Origin of the sequence: Acinetobacter sp. YH12023, from assembly GCF_013420135.1 — a bacterium.
Classification (GTDB): domain Bacteria; phylum Pseudomonadota; class Gammaproteobacteria; order Pseudomonadales; family Moraxellaceae; genus Acinetobacter; species Acinetobacter amyesii.
The window spans coordinates 1-16,093 of sequence record NZ_VOYU01000012.1 but is presented as its reverse complement, the minus strand read 5'-3'; the positions used below and the strand labels follow the sequence as shown (position 1 = coordinate 16,093).

The 16,093-nt window shown below is 41.6% G+C and carries 14 protein-coding genes and 6 tRNA genes; 14 read left to right on the top strand and 6 right to left on the bottom strand.

Annotated elements, in window-relative coordinates; all coding sequences use genetic code 11:
- Window positions 1–140: 140 nt before the first annotated feature.
- Genes trpA through FTT92_RS13070 form a run of 4 tightly spaced genes read left to right on the top strand, consistent with a single transcriptional unit; the run spans window position 141 to window position 4,091 of the window.
- Window positions 141–944 carry a tryptophan synthase subunit alpha gene (gene trpA, locus FTT92_RS13085; protein WP_078191221.1) on the top strand — a complete coding sequence of 268 codons (804 nt, stop codon included), beginning with the start codon at window positions 141–143 and terminating at the stop codon, window positions 942–944.
- On the top strand, window positions 941–1,837 hold the full coding sequence (gene accD, locus FTT92_RS13080; protein ID WP_111885388.1) for an acetyl-CoA carboxylase, carboxyltransferase subunit beta: 897 nt from the start codon (window positions 941–943) through the stop codon (window positions 1,835–1,837). The genes trpA and accD overlap by 4 nt, the downstream gene beginning before the upstream one ends.
- Window positions 1,834–3,117, top strand: coding sequence for a bifunctional tetrahydrofolate synthase/dihydrofolate synthase (gene folC, locus FTT92_RS13075; protein ID WP_078194131.1), 1,284 nt, complete (start codon window positions 1,834–1,836; stop codon window positions 3,115–3,117). The genes accD and folC overlap by 4 nt, the downstream gene beginning before the upstream one ends.
- Entirely contained in the window at window positions 3,114–4,091 is a 978-nt protein-coding gene (locus tag FTT92_RS13070; RefSeq protein WP_078191218.1) for an SPOR domain-containing protein, read from the top strand. The genes folC and FTT92_RS13070 overlap by 4 nt, the downstream gene beginning before the upstream one ends.
- Before the next feature lie 20 nt (window positions 4,092–4,111).
- On the opposite strand, the gene FTT92_RS13065 is transcribed toward FTT92_RS13070, so the two are convergent.
- From FTT92_RS13065 to FTT92_RS13055, 3 genes are all read right to left on the bottom strand, one after another.
- Window positions 4,112–4,711 carry a dual specificity protein phosphatase family protein gene (locus tag FTT92_RS13065; RefSeq protein ID WP_180172320.1) on the bottom strand — a complete coding sequence of 200 codons (600 nt, stop codon included), beginning with the start codon at window positions 4,709–4,711 and terminating at the stop codon, window positions 4,112–4,114.
- Entirely contained in the window at window positions 4,701–5,528 is an 828-nt protein-coding gene (locus tag FTT92_RS13060) for an MBL fold metallo-hydrolase (RefSeq protein ID WP_180172319.1), read from the bottom strand. The genes FTT92_RS13065 and FTT92_RS13060 overlap by 11 nt, the downstream gene beginning before the upstream one ends.
- Window positions 5,529–5,851: 323 nt before the next feature.
- Window positions 5,852–6,487, bottom strand: coding sequence for a peroxiredoxin (locus FTT92_RS13055; protein ID WP_180024520.1), 636 nt, complete (start codon window positions 6,485–6,487; stop codon window positions 5,852–5,854).
- A 337-nt stretch (window positions 6,488–6,824) separates the two neighbouring features.
- On the opposite strand from FTT92_RS13055, the gene secA reads away from it, so the two are divergent.
- The 10 genes from secA to FTT92_RS13005 all read left to right on the top strand — a co-directional run bounded on the left by secA (window position 6,825) and on the right by FTT92_RS13005 (window position 13,479).
- The gene (gene secA / locus FTT92_RS13050) at window positions 6,825–9,548 is read left to right on the top strand and encodes a preprotein translocase subunit SecA (RefSeq protein ID WP_180172318.1); all 2,724 of its coding nucleotides are present in this window, start codon (window positions 6,825–6,827) and stop codon (window positions 9,546–9,548) included.
- A 144-nt stretch (window positions 9,549–9,692) separates the two neighbouring features.
- A complete protein-coding gene (locus FTT92_RS13045; RefSeq protein ID WP_078194125.1) occupies window positions 9,693–10,049 on the top strand; it encodes a hypothetical protein in 357 nt (118 codons plus the stop codon).
- A gap of 160 nt (window positions 10,050–10,209) precedes the next feature.
- Entirely contained in the window at window positions 10,210–11,430 is a 1,221-nt protein-coding gene (gene argJ, locus FTT92_RS13040) for a bifunctional glutamate N-acetyltransferase/amino-acid acetyltransferase ArgJ (RefSeq protein WP_180172317.1), read from the top strand.
- A 153-nt stretch (window positions 11,431–11,583) separates the two neighbouring features.
- The gene (nadA, locus tag FTT92_RS13035; RefSeq protein ID WP_180110886.1) at window positions 11,584–12,651 is read left to right on the top strand and encodes a quinolinate synthase NadA; all 1,068 of its coding nucleotides are present in this window, start codon (window positions 11,584–11,586) and stop codon (window positions 12,649–12,651) included.
- A 154-nt stretch (window positions 12,652–12,805) separates the two neighbouring features.
- Window positions 12,806–12,882 (top strand) — tRNA-Pro (locus FTT92_RS13030).
- 45 nt (window positions 12,883–12,927) lie between these two features.
- Window positions 12,928–13,004, top strand: a tRNA-Arg gene (locus FTT92_RS13025).
- A gap of 44 nt (window positions 13,005–13,048) precedes the next feature.
- Window positions 13,049–13,124, top strand: a tRNA-His gene (locus FTT92_RS13020).
- A 3-nt stretch (window positions 13,125–13,127) separates the two neighbouring features.
- Window positions 13,128–13,204, top strand: a tRNA-Pro gene (locus tag FTT92_RS13015).
- Window positions 13,205–13,309: 105 nt separating this feature from the next.
- Window positions 13,310–13,385, top strand: a tRNA-His gene (locus FTT92_RS13010).
- Between the two features lie 17 nt (window positions 13,386–13,402).
- Window positions 13,403–13,479, top strand: a tRNA-Pro gene (locus FTT92_RS13005).
- Between the two features lie 115 nt (window positions 13,480–13,594).
- On the opposite strand, the gene FTT92_RS13000 is transcribed toward FTT92_RS13005, so the two are convergent.
- The 3 genes from FTT92_RS13000 to FTT92_RS12990 are packed head-to-tail and all read right to left on the bottom strand — an operon-like array spanning window position 13,595 to window position 15,797.
- Complete coding sequence (locus FTT92_RS13000) at window positions 13,595–14,074, bottom strand: OmpA family protein (RefSeq protein WP_180172316.1); 480 nt, start codon at window positions 14,072–14,074, stop codon at window positions 13,595–13,597.
- 8 nt (window positions 14,075–14,082) lie between these two features.
- Window positions 14,083–15,300 carry a diguanylate cyclase domain-containing protein gene (locus FTT92_RS12995; RefSeq protein ID WP_180172315.1) on the bottom strand — a complete coding sequence of 406 codons (1,218 nt, stop codon included), beginning with the start codon at window positions 15,298–15,300 and terminating at the stop codon, window positions 14,083–14,085.
- The gene (locus tag FTT92_RS12990; RefSeq protein WP_078194120.1) at window positions 15,297–15,797 is read right to left on the bottom strand and encodes a YfiR family protein; all 501 of its coding nucleotides are present in this window, start codon (window positions 15,795–15,797) and stop codon (window positions 15,297–15,299) included. Before FTT92_RS12990 ends, FTT92_RS12995 begins: the two co-directional genes overlap by 4 nt.
- Window positions 15,798–16,093 lie beyond the last annotated feature (296 nt).

Below are 16,093 nucleotides of genomic sequence, written 5' to 3'. Positions count from 1 at the left end.
AAATTATGTTTGCATGAGAAATGCTGACAGAGGATTGTATGCCCTGTTCAATGGGTAAAAAATAGCGTTACAATGCGATGTCTTGTATTTCGACAAAACCCACATCATAGTTTTGATTCATTCAAGGAAAGTATAACCCTATGTCACGTTTAGCCACTCGATTTGGAACGCTTAAATCTCAACAGCGTAAGGCCTTGGTTTCTTATGTTATGGCTGGTGACCCTCATCCACAAGTAACGGTACCTTTGTTACATCAAATGGTTGAGGCAGGTGTAGATGTGATCGAATTGGGTCTTCCATTTTCAGACCCAATGGCGGATGGTCCTGTTATTGCACTTGCCGCTGAGCGTGCGCTTGCTGCAGGAACCAATACTCTAGATGCCTTGAACATGGTGAAAGAGTTTCGTAAAAACGATACAGAAACACCCGTGGTACTGATGGGCTATTTAAACCCCGTTGAAGTAATCGGCTATGAAAAGTTTGTTGCCTATGCACATGAATGCGGTGTAGATGGCGTGCTCTTGGTGGACCTTCCACCAGAAGAAGCAAAAGATCTAGATGCAGTATTGAAAAAATACGACATGGATCAAATCTTCTTACTTGCGCCAACATCCACTGATGAACGTATTCAGCATGTGGTGAAACAAGCCAGTGGATTTATCTACTATGTTTCTTTGAAAGGTGTGACAGGTGCAGCGACTTTAGACGTTGCTGAAGCTGCGGCACGTATTCAAAAAATCAAATCGTATACTCAGGTACCTGTCGGCGTTGGCTTTGGTATTAGTGATGCAGCATCGGCGAAAGCCATGGGTGTTGCTGCAGATGCGGTGATTGTAGGTAGTGCTTTTGTTAAACAATTTGCAAACTTAGCGCCAGAACAAGCTGTAATCGAAACAGTGAATAAAGTGAAGGAGCTTCGAGCTGCGCTCGATGAGTTAGTATGAGTCAAGACGCAAAAACAGGCAAAATTCTGAGCGCATCTACGCCATGGACAGAGCGTGCGGTACCAGGTATTCATGTACCTGATGAACAGCAAGCATTAAAGGCGACATTTACTGAGCCGACGATTGAATGTCCTGAGTGTCATGCACTTGTGACTCGTACTGCGATGTCATTTAATGCCTACGTTTGTCCACAGTGTGATGAACACTTGCGAATGAAAGCACGTGATCGTTTGAACTGGTTCTTTGACCAAGTACAAAAAGAATTGGGTCAAGAATTTAAAGCCAAAGATCCACTTAAATTTGTAGATAGCAAAGCGTATCCAGACCGTATGTCTGAAGCGCAGAAGAAAACCGGTGAAACAGAAGCTTTAGTGGTGATGCAAGGAACGCTGAAAGGCATTCCAATGATTGCAACCGCATTTGAATTTGATTTCATGGGCGGTTCAATGGGTACTGTTGTCGGTGACCGTTTTGTTCAAGCAGCTGAACTTGCGATTAAATCCAAACAACCACTTATTTGCTTTGCTGCCTCTGGTGGTGCGCGTATGCAAGAAGGCATGTTGTCTTTAATGCAAATGGCGCGTACTTCTGCTGCCATCCAAAAAATGAAAGATGCAGGCTTGCCTTATCTAGTGGTGCTGACACATCCAGTCTATGGTGGTGTGACTGCATCATTGGCAATGCTCGGTGATGTTCATTTGGCTGAGCCGAAAGCCATGATTGGTTTTGCTGGTAAGCGTGTAATTGAGCAAACTGTACGTGAAAAATTGGAAGAACCGTTCCAACGTGCGGAATATTTGCTTGATCATGGTGTAGTCGATCAAATTGTTCATCGTCATGCATTACGTGATACAGTTTATCGTATTGTAGCGAAATTGATGAACTTGCCTTGAACACAGCACCACTTGCAACTGATTCTTTAAACACATGGCTCGATTATTGGAGCCATGTTCATGTTACGGGTATTGATTTAGGACTGGAGCGGGTAATTCCTGTTGCAGATCGATTGGGCGTAACTCAGCCTGATGCCAAAGTTCTGACGGTTGCTGGAACCAATGGGAAAGGCTCAACCACAACGACATTGGCTGCCATTTTAAATGCGCAAGGTTATAATGTGGGTTTATACCAATCACCGCATATCTATCGATTCAATGAACGTGTAAAGCTTCAAGGTGTTGAAGTGGCCGACCAAACCCTGATTGATGCTTTTGTGGCCGTTGATCAGGCGCGTCGTGAATGTGAATTAAGTTTATCTTTTTTTGAAGCGACCACTTTGGCCGCTTTTGTTATTTTTAAACAGCAGCATTGCGATGTATGGGTACTTGAAGTGGGCCTTGGCGGCCGACTTGATGTGGTCAATGTCGTCGATCCAGATGTTGCAGTGATTACCAATATTGGTTTAGACCATACCGATTGGTTGGGCGATACCATTGAAAAAATTGCTTTTGAGAAAGCAGGAATTATTCGTCCAAATATTCCCGTAATTTTTGGTGGGCAGCAAGTTTTGCCTGAAGCCATTCGTCAAAAAGCAGAAGATTGCCAAGCCGCTTTACATGTACTCAATCGTGATTATTTTTATCAGTACAGTGATGACGGACAATCTTGGATGTTTGCCTCATCAGGTTCAACCTTAAAACTCCCCGTGGGTTCTTTGGCACTCGAAAATATCTCTACGGCTGTAGCAGCAATATTGGCCAGTGGTTTGGTGGTCTCTCAGCAGTCGATCGCTCAGGGGATTATCAATGCCAAGTTACAAGGTCGTTTTGAAGTTAGAGAAATTGCAGGAAAAACGGTGATTTTCGATGCGGGACATAACCCGCATGGTGTTGAATTTTTGTTAAAGCAATTGCGAAATTTCCTCCAGTACAATAAACAATACACAGAAGTGATCAGCGTTTTCTCCATGCTGACTGATAAAGACATAAATTCTGTCGTTAACTTATTGAAAGATACGGTAAGAATGTGGAAAATTGCACAATTAAATGTGCCACGTGCGGCATCTATCACACAATTGGATAGCGCACTGCAGCATCAAGTCGTAGAACATTATGACAATGTGCAATTAGCTTTTAAGTCCGCGCTGGAAGAAACAAAGAATAATCAGCTGATTCTGGTATGTGGTTCATTTCATACCTTAGAAGCGGTATGGGAGTATCTGGAAGAATGTCAATGAATAACAAACAACGCTGGATGGGTGGTGTTGTTTTATTAGGTGGTGGTGTACTGCTGGCCGCACTTTTACTTAAAGGCAAAGAAGAAATACATCAAAATCAAAGCCAAACCCCTGAAATGGCTCAAGTTGAGCAACAAGGTCAGGGTGCGGGTAAAATGTCATCATTGACTGTTGATGTTGAAACTGAAAAGCGTTTGCTCGAAGAACAACGACGTACCCGTGAAAAATCGGTTGCGGAGCAAGAAGCACGTGCAGCAGAATTTTTAGCGATGCAACAACAAGCGGAAGCGGATGCAGCACGTAAAGCAGCAGAAGAATATGCGGCTTTAAACGCACATCGTTCAGCTCAACAAAGTTCGGATAATATTCCTCCCGAATTGGTTGAAGATGAAAAAGCTAAACAAAAGCGTTTAGCTGAGGATAAGTTGGCGGCTCAAAAAAAGTTAGAGACTCAGTCGGCGCAGCAAAAGGCTGATCAGGCACGTATCGCAGCAGATAAACAAAAAGCCGAAGCAAAACGTAAAGCGGATGCTCAAAAAGAAGCTGAACGTAAAGCACATGCTGAAGCTGAGAAAAAAGCAGCAGATAAGAAAGCAGCCGAAGCGAAGCAACAAGCTGAAGAAAAGCGTAAAGCCGAAGAAAAACACAAGGCAGAAGAAAAGCGTAAAGCCGAAGCCAAGAAAAAAGCTGAAGCTGAAAAAGCACGTGATTTGTTGGAAAATGGCGATAAGCAATGGATGGTACAAGTTGCACTGGCTGCCAATGAAGCCAATGCAGATGCCGTCGCTGCAAAATTACGTGCAAAAGGCTATAAAGTGACAAAGAGTCCTACATCTAAAGGCATTCGTATTATGGTCGGTCCTTCGAAGGACCGTGATGCTGCGGACGCAACACGTAAAAAGATCAATTCAGATGCAAGTTTGAATATGAAATCTGCGTGGGTGATTGATTGGGTACCACTCGATAAACGCTAAGTTTATTTGAGGAATGACCTTTAATAAGATGGATTCAGTAGTTGCTGCTGAATCCATTTTACATTTTCAGGGCTGAATAAACGGTCAATATTTTTCCAAATAGGGTGGAAGCCATAGCCACCTTGTTTCATTTCACGTTTTGCTTCCTCAATGGACCAATGCTGAAAAATAATACGGTACATGGCCACACTCACGCCTGTACGGTCTGAGCCGTGGTAGCAATGGATTAACACTTTTTGCTGCTGTTGTTCAGCTTCTTTTATGGTTTTCATCACTGCCAGTAAATCTTCACGATTGATTTGCCACGTGTGTATCGGAATATGTACAAATTTAACCTTTTGCGTATCAATGACATTGTTTAAGCATTCTGGGTCATGGTGCCGTGAACGTAAATTTATGATCACATCGATTTGCTGTTCTCGTAGAACAGGGGCGAGATCTGCATCAGGTTGCTCACTGCGAAATACTGTTGGGCTGATTTGATAAAAATTATGCTGTTGATGAACGACTTTGCCCCAATGCTGAGGACGTTGATTTAACGGTAATGGATTTGATGTCATGCAACCCGTGAAGATGAAGCTAACACTGAGGAGGATCATTGGCAGGATTTTAGCGGTCATAGCTTGTGTTCTGATAACGAGCGAGTTCGAATGGGTCGTGTGCGCAGATGAGTTCGATGTCCGGATGCTGTGCTAACTGCTGAATTTTATGAAGGGAATGCAGACGCTGTGAATTGTCGGTGGCAAATAAACGCTCAAGCTGATTTAAGGCCCGCGAATGAAAATTTGGATTTAATTGATGCTGTGAGTAATAAGCATCGCCACAATATAACAACCAGCGATGCTTGTTCTTAATCGCAATACCGGCATGACCCGCGGTATGTCCCAAAAGTGGGAGCATTAAAATATCCTCTTGAAAAATAGATAGTCCCGTAGTGTGCTCTAAATTAAACCATGCTTGCGTCCCGATGCTTTCGATAAAATTCCAATAACGATGCAGTTGGAATTGCTGTGGTCGATAGCGCAGTCGTGATTTTAAGCTATGAAGGTTTTGAGTGGCATTATATTCACTGGCTAAGACATGCACAGTCGCCTGCGGAAAATCAGAGATCCCGCCAGCATGATCAAAATCTAAGTGTGACAACAAAATGTGTTGAACATCTTGAGCCTTAAAGCCTAATTTTTGAATTTGATGAATCGCACTCAGTTGCGGATTAAATTTGATCTGCGCTGTGCGTGAAATAAACCGACCTAAACGATTTTGTGGATGCAAATAATCTTGTAAGCCCAGTCCTGTATCGACTAAAACGAGCCCTTTATCGGTTTCAATGAGCAGGCAATGACAGACCAAATGTGCGCGAAAGCCTTTCTGTCCAAATAAAGGGGCACACGTTGGACAAAAACTACCACAATGTAAATGATGAATTTGATGAATCACGGTTTGTTGTTTTCAAGTTTTTCTTAGTTATAACGGAATTGTGATGTTTAACCAATCTAATCCCTGAGAGGAATTTGTAATCAAAAAAAGCTCATCCGAAGATGAGCAGGTTGGAGAATGCCAGAACGGGCTCGTAATTCGTTCTGAGGGAAAAACTATCAGTAACTATAAGTAACTATAAGTAACTATAAGTAACTATGGTTATGATTCTGAGTTGGGTCAGGTGCTGCGCTTAAAAATAGTTAAAGTTGCACCTTCGCTTTGGTCACTCACAGCAGAGCTTCTTATCTTGCGCTCGGACAGCGTAATGCTCCGTTTTATCCTCACTTAGGTTGAGGCGTTAAACGAAGGTAAGGCGTAACTGCGTTATATCCTTGAGGAAAGCGTTGTTTGATTTCCTCTTCATCTTTTAATGACGGCACAATCACCACATCTTCACCTTGTTGCCAGTTGGCCGGTGTTGCAACTTTATGGTTGTCTGTCAGTTGCAAAGAGTCAATGACACGTAAAATTTCATGGAAGTTACGCCCTGTAGATGCAGGATAAGTAATGATTAAACGGACTTTTTTATGTGGATCGATGATCACCAAAGAGCGAACAGTTAATGTTTCGCTGGCATTGGGGTGAATGAAATCATAAAGGGTGGATACTTTACGGTCTTTGTCTGCAATGATCGGGAAGTTGACCGTGGTATTTTGAGTATTATTAATGTCGTTAATCCAACCATGATGCGACTCAACATCATCAACAGACAGGGCAATGGCCTTGACACCACGTTTGCTAAATTCATCTTTTAGTTTTGCGGTAAATCCAAGTTCTGTGGTGCAGACTGGGGTGTAATCGGCAGGATGCGAAAATAAAATGCCCCAACTGTCACCTAAAAAGTCATAAAAATGAATGCTGCCTTCGCTTGAGTCTTGAGTAAAGTCTGGTGCAGTATCACCTAAACGAATCGTCATGGAATATCCCCGTATTTATTAAATTTGTTTAACTTGAAAATAAATATGAAGGATTTTTTTTATGATTAAAAATAGTGTTTTTTCATTTCTTTATGAATATATTTCATATAAAACAGTTTTATTGGGGGATAAATGCGAAATATCTCACGACAGAGTCACTATGTTGTCTGCAGAAAATTTGTTACATTAGCTTGCCTTAAGTCTCCAGGGCTAGAACCCGAGCGCAGAATATTTAAGGGAATTTTTGTGCAAAACCCTTGTACTTCGAATTTCTAGCACCATAATAACGACTAAGAAAATATATTCATTTGACAAGCAAGATTTAGAGAGTCTATTCATGTTGGCAAGTCTGATCGGAGGAATCTTCGGTACCAAAAATGAGCGCGAACTCAAACGCATGCGTAAAATCGTAGAGAAGATAAATGCGCTCGAGCCGACGATATCTGTTCTAAGCGATGCAGACTTATCTGCAAAAACTGAAGAATTCAAAGAACGTTATAAAAAAGGCGACAGCCTTGATAAATTATTACCTGAAGCGTTTGCTGTTTGTCGTGAAGCTGCGAAGCGTGTCATGGGCATGCGTCATTATGACGTACAGCTGATTGGTGGTATTACTTTGCATGAAGGTAAGATCGCAGAGATGCGTACCGGTGAAGGTAAAACCCTCATGGGAACGCTTGCTTGTTACCTCAATGCGATTAGTGGTGAAGGTGTTCACGTGATTACGGTGAACGACTATCTCGCACAGCGTGATGCTGAATTAAACCGTCCATTATTCGAATTTTTAGGTTTAAGCATTGGGATTATTTACTCAATGCAAGACCCAACTGAAAAAGCTCAAGCGTATCGTGCTGACATTACTTACGGTACCAACAACGAATTCGGTTTCGATTACTTGCGTGACAACATGGTGTTTTCTGCTGCTGAGAAAAAACAGCGCAGCTTAACCTATGCCATCATCGATGAGGTCGATTCGATCCTGATTGATGAAGCGCGTACACCGTTGATCATTTCTGGTCAATCAGAAGACTCATCTCAGTTGTATGCTGCCATTAACAGCATTCCACCAAAACTTCATGCACAAAAAGAAGAGAAGGTACCAGATGGTGGTCACTTCTGGATTGATGAAAAACAGCGTTCTGTAGAAATGACCGAAGTCGGTTATGAAACCGTGGAAGCTGAATTGATTCAAATGGGCTTGCTTGCTGAAGGTGAAAGTCTATATTCATCTGCAAACTTAAACTTGGTACACCATGTTTCTGCGGCCATTCGTGCGCATTACCTATACCAACGCAACGTGCATTACATCATCAATGATGGTGAAGTGATTATTGTCGATGAAAACACCGGTCGTACCATGCCGGGTCGTCGTTGGTCTGAAGGTTTGCATCAAGCAGTAGAAGCAAAAGAAGGTTTGGAAATTCAACCTGAAAACCAAACTTTGGCAACCACCACATTCCAGAACTATTTCCGTCTTTATAAGAAATTATCAGGGATGACGGGTACTGCAGATACTGAAGCTGCAGAAATGAAAGAAATTTATGGCTTGGATGTTGTACTGATTCCAACCCATCGCCCGATGATTCGTAATGACCAAAACGATTTAATCTATTTAAACCGTGAAGGTAAATACAACGCCATCATTCAAGAAATTCAACGTGTTCATGAAGCGGGTGTTGCACCGATCCTGATTGGTACAGCAACCATTGAAGCCTCTGAAATTTTATCAGATAAGCTGAAAGAAGCTGGCATTCAACATGAAGTGCTCAATGCGAAACAACATGAGCGTGAAGCGGATATTATTGCGCAAGCGGGTTCACCGCGTGCAGTGACGATTGCTACCAACATGGCCGGTCGTGGTACCGATATTCTGTTGGGTGGTAACTGGAAAGCCTTATTGGCGAAGATTGAAGAACCAACGGCAGCAGATGAAGCGCGTTTAAAAGCTGAGTGGGAACAAAATCATGACATGGTGTTGAACTCTGGTGGTTTACACATCATTGGTTCAGAACGTCATGAATCTCGTCGTATTGATAACCAGTTACGTGGTCGTGCGGGTCGTCAAGGTGACCCAGGTGTATCACGGTTCTACTTGTCGCTTGAAGATGACTTGATGCGTATCTTTGCTGGTGATCGCGTGGTTGCGATGATGCGTGCCATGGGTCTGAAAGAAGATGAAGCCATTGAACATAAAATGGTGTCACGCTCGATTGAAAATGCACAACGTAAAGTTGAAGCACGTAACTTCGATATTCGTAAAAATCTATTGAAATACGATGACGTAAACAACGAGCAACGTAAGATTATTTACTCTCAACGTGATGAAATTCTTGAAGAAGCATCATTGCAAGATTACATCGAAACAATGATTCACGATGTGACTAAAGGCATGATCGAAGTATATATTCCACCTGAGTCTATTCACGATCAGTGGGATATTGAAGGTCTTGAAAAAGCACTTCGTGAAGATCTATCGATTGAATTGCCAATTTCGCAGTGGCTAGAGCAAGATCGTCGTTTAGATGAAGAAGCTTTGGTTGAACGTATTACTGATGAAGTTCTTCAGCATTACCGTTCACGTCGTACACAAATGGGTGACGAAACGGCTGCAATGCTAGAACGTCACTTTATGTTGAATTCATTGGACCGCCATTGGAAAGAGCATTTGGCAGCGATGGATTACTTACGTCAAGGGATTCATTTACGTGGTTATGCGCAGAAAAATCCTGAGCAAGAATACAAAAAAGAAGCCTTTAACTTATTTGTAAACATGCTTGCCGTGATTAAGTCCGATGTCGTGACAGATCTATCTCGTATTCATGTGCCAACAGCCGAAGAACTTGCAGAAATGGAAGCTCAAAAACAGGCTCGAGCAGAATCAATGAATCTTCAATTGTCACACAATGACTTTGATAATTTATTGGCTGAAGCTAATGGTGACGACATTATCGATGCGCAGTATACCCCTGCAGAGCAAGTGATTGTTCCGCCAGAAAGCCGTAACTCACCGTGCCCATGTGGTTCAGGTCTGAAATATAAACAATGTCACGGTAAAATCTAAACGACATTGTTTAATTTCAAAAAAATCAGAGCACGAAGGCTCTGATTTTTTATTTGTACTGTTGATCTGACCTGAATAGTATTTGCAGTTCAGCAGATTAAATGTTATTTAGTTTCTATCAATAACCGTAAGACGGAAAAGACAATGAAAAAAGTACTAAAACCGTTCATGATTGCTGCTTTGGCTTTGCCAACTTTTGCCTTTGCAAACGCTCCTCAGACGACTTCTTTAGAGAAAGTTCAACAAGCAGTTGGTCCAACAACAACTCAAGTACAGGTTGGTACTGACGGTCAAGTGACTGTAGCAAGCCCGCGTACGGGTATTCGTTATACCTTTGCCAATCCAAATCGTCCGATCGTATTGCAAACTGCGAAAATTGCAGCAGCCAATGCGGCGAATGCTGACCGTATTGTGGCTGAAAACCCAGCACTTTCAGCTGCGAGTCAACAAAAAGCGAAACAAGTGCTTCTTGATGAAGCAACTCAGCTTGCGCGTAACTAATTTACGGCGAACAGCGATAAAGACCAGTCGAAAGGCTGGTTTTTTTATGTGCAAAAGAAATGCACAATAAAATTACAGCAAAACCGTGCTTCTGCTCGATTTTTTATAGATTTTGCACTAAGCTGTATTTTTTATAACTCATATAGTTGGACGTTGAAAAATGGCAGTTGGTGACGTATCTATGCCACAGATGCATGTGGTGAAAGGTGTAAAAATCGGTTCGGCTGAAGCGTATGTGCGCTATCAGAACCGACGTGACCTTGTCATTTTTGAATTTGCTGAAGGTTCTAATGTCGCAGGCGTTTTTACTCAAAATGCATTTTGTGCAGCACCGGTCCATATTTCGAAAGCCCACTTATTAGCAGGTAATCCACGTTATTTAGTGATTAACACCGGAAATGCCAATGCCGGTACTGGCAAAATCGGCATGGCAAATGCTGAGGCGACGTGTGCGAAACTGGCAGAACTGACAGGTGTTCAAAATACAGAAGTTCTTCCATTTTCAACAGGTGTAATTGGTGAGCAATTACCTATTGATCGTTTGGTTCAAGGCTTGCAACCAGCATTAGATAGTTTGCAGGAAGATGCATGGTTGGATGCGGCAACGGGCATTATGACCACTGATACAACACCTAAAGGTGCATCTGAACAGTTCGAACTAGATGGCGTTCTGTATACTATGACAGGTATTTCTAAAGGCGCAGGCATGATTCGTCCAAATATGGCGACCATGTTGAGCTATGTGGCAACTGATGCACCCATTAGCCGTGAGCTGGTGCAACAGCTTTTGAAAACCACAGTTAACCTGTCGTTTAACCGTATTACGGTGGATGGTGATACCTCAACGAATGACTCATGTATTTTGATTGCAACGGGTCAAGCTGGTGGCGTAGAAATTACTTCAGAAACAGATTCACGTTATGCTGCTGTTTTAGACGTGTTAACACGTGTGATGAAACGTCTTGCACAGCTCATTGTCCGTGATGGTGAAGGTGCGACGAAGTTTATTACTGTGGCAGTAGAAGGCGGCGCAGATACTCAAGAATGTTGTGATATTGCTTATAGCATTGCACATTCACCGTTGGTTAAAACTGCAATCTTCGCATCAGATCCAAACTGGGGCCGTATTTTGGCAGCTATTGGTTATGCAGGTGTGCCAAACTTAGATGTTGAAAAAATTCAGGTCTGGTTAGGTGATGTTCAAATCTGTAAAGACGGTGGTGCCGCAGCAGATTATACCGAAGCAGCAGGGGCTGCAGAGATGGAGAAATCTGAGATCACGATCTGTGTAGATTTAGGACGTGGCAGTGCTCGAGATACTGTGTATACCTGTGACCTGTCGTATGATTATGTCAAGATTAACGCAGATTACCGTTCATAAAATATTTGGTGTTTTTGAAAAGCCTCCGTTGTGAGGCTTTTTTATAAGTGGAACTTTTTAATGACCGGTAAAAAATAGCCAAGTGCCATATTTATGGGTCAGTTGTGAAGCACCTGTGTAGTAGCAGGCATTAAGGGTAGAGAAGACGTTGTGATGAATAATGCAAACAACTTAATTGCAAATGAAGCAAAATCAATTGTACAAGCGCATTTGGATCGTTTGGGTGATGTTAAAGAGCATCACTTAACGGAAGCTGCAAAGCTTGAAAAGTTTGAATTAATTAAAGCGGAACTCAAAAAACGTAACGCTGTCCTTGTTGCACACTATTACTGTGATCCTGAAGTGCAGGAACTAGCAGAACTGACCGGTGGATGCGTTTCGGATTCACTTGAAATGGCACGTTTTGGTCGTGACCATCAAGCAACGACGTTGGTGGTTGCAGGGGTGAAATTCATGGGGGAGACCTCAAAGATTTTATCTCCTGAAAAAACCGTACTGATGCCTACTCTGGAGGCAACATGCTCACTTGATTTGGGCTGTCCGGTCGATGAATTTACCAAATTTTGCGATGAACATCCGGATCATACGGTTGTGGTATATGCCAATACCTCGGCGGCAGTGAAAGCACGTGCAGACTGGGTGGTAACCTCGAGCTGTGCTGTTGAAATTGTTGAGCATTTAGATAGTTTAGGTGAAAAAATTATTTGGGCACCCGATCAGCATCTCGGTCGCTATATTCAAAAGAAAACTGGTGCAGACATGTTGCTATGGGATGGGGCATGTATTGTCCATGAAGAGTTCCGTGCACGTGGGATTGCCAATATGAAAGCGCTGTATCCTGATGCAGCAGTTTTGGTACATCCAGAGTCACCAGAATCTGTGGTGGATATTGCAGATGCCGTCGGTAGCACCTCGCAATTGATCAAGGCTGCACAAACCTTGCCACACGAACGTTTAATCGTGGCAACAGATCGCGGTATTTTTTATAAAATGCAGCAAGCTGTGCCGAATAAAATTCTCATCGAAGCACCGACGGCAGGTGAGGGAGCGACTTGTCGTTCATGTGCGCATTGCCCTTGGATGGCGATGAATGAATTGGATGGCATTCTGGAAGTTTTACAAAAAGGCGATCAGGAAATTTTTGTAGATGCGGCATTGGCTGAGCGTGCTAAATTGCCTTTAGATCGGATGTTGAATTTCAGTGCCAGTTTAAAACGTTAATTTTTGCTTGAAAAATGATTAAAGTGCTTGATAAATAATCGCTTGAAATGATTTTTTATGTTTTTTTGAAGATAGGTGTTGACGTTAATCAACGTCACGCCTAGAATGCACACCGTACCGCACGATATGCGATACAGCGAAAGCTGAGATGAAACGGAGCATAGCACAGCCTGGTAGTGCACCTGGTTTGGGACCAGGGGGTCGTAGGTTCGAATCCTACTGCTCCGACCAATTTCTCAAGGCAAAAATCGCGTGATAGTCTATGTCATCGGTAATGCGCCTGTAGCTCAGTTGGATAGAGCATCCGCCTTCTAAGCGGATGGTCACAGGTTCGAATCCTGTCAGGCGCGCCATTTTAATGGTGTTCTGATAATAGAATCTGAAACTTGTTGTGATGGTGGATGTAGCTCAGTTGGTAGAGCCCCGGATTGTGATTCCGGTTGTCGTGGGTTCGAATCCCATCATTCACCCCAATTCGGAGCATAGCACAGCCTGGTAGTGCACCTGGTTTGGGACCAGGGGGTCGTAGGTTCGAATCCTACTGCTCCGACCATTTTCTCAAAGAAAACGGTCGATAAAAGATACCGCATACAGCGGTTTTTTTATGCCTGTAATTTAAAATGCGTTATATTGGTTATTCACAAGCAAGAACATGATGGTGGATGTAGCTCAGTTGGTAGAGCCCCGGATTGTGATTCCGGTTGTCGTGGGTTCGAATCCCATCATTCACCCCAACTTTTAAAGTTGAAAGCGGAGCATAGCACAGCCTGGTAGTGCACCTGGTTTGGGACCAGGGGGTCGTAGGTTCGAATCCTACTGCTCCGACCATTTTCTCAAAGAAAACGGTCGATAAAAGATACCGCATACAGCGGTTTTTTTATGCCTAAAATTTATAAACACAATAAAAAAGCCACCTTATGGTGGCTTTTTTATATTTCACTATTTAGGGAATGATGGTGACATTTACGCGACGGTTGATGGCACGATTGGTTTCAGTGTCATTAGAGACCATCGGCTGTTCAGCACCACGGCCAATAATTTGAATATTTGAACTGTTATAACCTTGCTTTAAAAAGACGTTTGCGACGCTTTGCGCACGTTTTTCTGACAGTTGTTGGTTGTAATTGGCTTGTCCAACATTATCTGTATGACCAATAAACTTAATTTTGTTTAGGTCATATTTAATCAGTTGAGTGGCGAGGGTATTTAGTTTGCCTTCTTGGTGAGGTTGTATTTGATAATCATCAAAACCAAATAAAAGTCGTTCTGGTAGGGCAAGTGTCCAACCATCATTGGTCAAGACAAAACCTTCTTTTTTAAGCATGCGTGCTTGTTTGTAGCTTAAGTTACCTAAACTCATGCAGGCTGTCATAGTGGTCGTGAATGCAAGTATAAATAAAACTTTAAATGCGTTCTTTAACATAGCAAATCCTATGAGTTGGGGCGTTGAAGTGCAATGCACCAATGATTATTAGAAAGTTTAGCATCATACATGGCGCGATCCGCATCTGCGATCAAATCTTCTGGCGATTTTGCATTTTGGATCAGTGCCACACCAATATTAGCTTGTAATGCAATATTATGTTGCTCATAAACAAATGTGGAACCATAGCAGTCATGTATTTTGTGACAAAAGACTTCGAGTTCTGTCAGGAAGTTTAAGCGATTGATAATAATTGCAAATTCATCACCACCGAGTCGCGCAACGAAAGCATCATCTGGAAGTGCTTGTTTTAAACAATGTGATGAGGCACGCAGTACTGCATCTCCAGCTAAGTGTCCATATTGGTCATTCACATGTTTAAAGTTTTCAATATCGACAAAGAACACAGCAGCGTTCGCTTGTAAGTCAAATAGCTCAAACAGCTTTTCATAAAAATAATTACGATTTGGCAATTGGGTTAATGCATCATGACGTGCTAGATGAATTAGCTTGTCATTTTCTGAAATCAAGTTTTTATTTGACTGTTCAATTTCACTAAGTAAACCATTAAAGGCGGTACTGAGTGCGTGTAATTCTTGAATATCAGAGTTTGAAACCCGCATTTTATAATCTTTCTTAATGCTAATGGTTTGGGCTGATTCAACAATAGAGCGAACAGATTGCATTAAGTATTGATAAACAGAATTTACCGACCAAAACACAGTAGCTAATAAAAGAATAAAACCTAAAAATAAACCCAATAAAATTTTATGGAAGAAACTAACTAAATCTGACGAGTTTCCATATACGACCAGTTCGCCGTAACTTTTCTGATCATGATGAATATCTAAACGAATCGGTTGGCTAAAAAAGAAATAATCTAAAATCGCTTGGCTAGAAAATGTTGAAATTTCTTGTTGCTCAGCATGAGCAAGCGACGCATTTTGAAGGTTGGTAATTTCTATCGATCGAATGGGATACAGTTGAGTGTATTCATTTAAAATTTGACGCATAGTTGTTTGGTCATTAAACACCACAGCCGGTTGAACACGTTCGTTAATCGCATTTGATAAAATCGTTAAGCTGTTTTTTGCATAGGTATGCATTGTATAGGTGGAAATCACCAAAAAAATCGCAGAACAAATCGTAAATGTTAAAGCAAAGATGGTGAGCTGCGAACGCGTAAATAATTGGTGTAATGTAATTGGGTTATAGAGTTGTTTCATTCAGCTGACTCCGATGACTTCGCCAGTAATAAAACGCGTGGATCAATATGTATTTGTGACTGCGTTAAGCTTTCCATATTAATTTTAAACGAATAACTCTGATTTTTTTTATACAAACAAAATGCACTGCCAGACTCACACTCACTATTGTTACTACTTAGAGAGAGGGCGGGGAAATTAACATGGTTGTTTAAAATACTTTGTTCTTCTTTTGCTGATAGATTGGAAAAAAATAAAACTTGGCAATGACTAGATTTGATGTCATTTACATTGATAGCTGTAATTTTATAAGTGCTGTGGGTTGGCGCAAGTTTTTTAAAATCATTGACTAAACTTGAATTATTAATCACACAAAATTTGGGTGAAGTGGTTTCCCACTTGGCATAACTCAAAATAGAGAAAGTGGTTGTGAAAATATTTGCTGTGGGAGCTGCATATAATAAGGGTGAAATGGAGCACGCCATTATTAAATAGGCAGTTTTTTTAAAAACAACCATACGAAATCAAAAATGTCTTAAATTAAATGGAATGAAAATTGGGTGTATATACGTTTTATTATATGAAATAGGGCGTATATAGCCCAATAATAATACAAAAGAATGTTTATGTGTTTAAAAAAACGACATGCGTAAAATAAATCATAAAAAAGGTGTTGCAACGGTCCTAAAATGCTGTAGAATGCACATCCATCGGCGGTGATGAAGATTAAAACTTCTGATAAAACAATGACTTGGTTGAATTGATTAAGTTGGGTTTTATTTTTTAAGTTTAAAAATAATTTAAATTACTGGTT

Bases quoted from the DNA above. Each gene is read 5' to 3' on its own strand.
- nadA (WP_180110886.1), top strand. From the start codon at position 11,584: ATGAATAATGCAAACAACTTAATTGCAAATGAAGCAAAATCAATTGTA.
- FTT92_RS13055 (WP_180024520.1), bottom strand. From the start codon at position 6,487: ATGACGATTCGTTTAGGTGATACTGCACCAGACTTTACTCAAGACTCA.
- FTT92_RS13065 (WP_180172320.1), bottom strand. From the start codon at position 4,711: ATGACCGCTAAAATCCTGCCAATGATCCTCCTCAGTGTTAGCTTCATC.
- argJ (WP_180172317.1), top strand. From the start codon at position 10,210: ATGGCAGTTGGTGACGTATCTATGCCACAGATGCATGTGGTGAAAGGT.
- accD (WP_111885388.1), top strand. From the start codon at position 941: ATGAGTCAAGACGCAAAAACAGGCAAAATTCTGAGCGCATCTACGCCA.
- FTT92_RS13045 (WP_078194125.1), top strand. From the start codon at position 9,693: ATGAAAAAAGTACTAAAACCGTTCATGATTGCTGCTTTGGCTTTGCCA.
- FTT92_RS13000 (WP_180172316.1), bottom strand. From the start codon at position 14,074: ATGTTAAAGAACGCATTTAAAGTTTTATTTATACTTGCATTCACGACC.
- FTT92_RS12990 (WP_078194120.1), bottom strand. From the start codon at position 15,797: ATGGTTGTTTTTAAAAAAACTGCCTATTTAATAATGGCGTGCTCCATT.
- FTT92_RS13070 (WP_078191218.1), top strand. From the start codon at position 3,114: ATGAATAACAAACAACGCTGGATGGGTGGTGTTGTTTTATTAGGTGGT.
- FTT92_RS12995 (WP_180172315.1), bottom strand. From the start codon at position 15,300: ATGAAACAACTCTATAACCCAATTACATTACACCAATTATTTACGCGT.
- secA (WP_180172318.1), top strand. From the start codon at position 6,825: ATGTTGGCAAGTCTGATCGGAGGAATCTTCGGTACCAAAAATGAGCGC.
- trpA (WP_078191221.1), top strand. From the start codon at position 141: ATGTCACGTTTAGCCACTCGATTTGGAACGCTTAAATCTCAACAGCGT.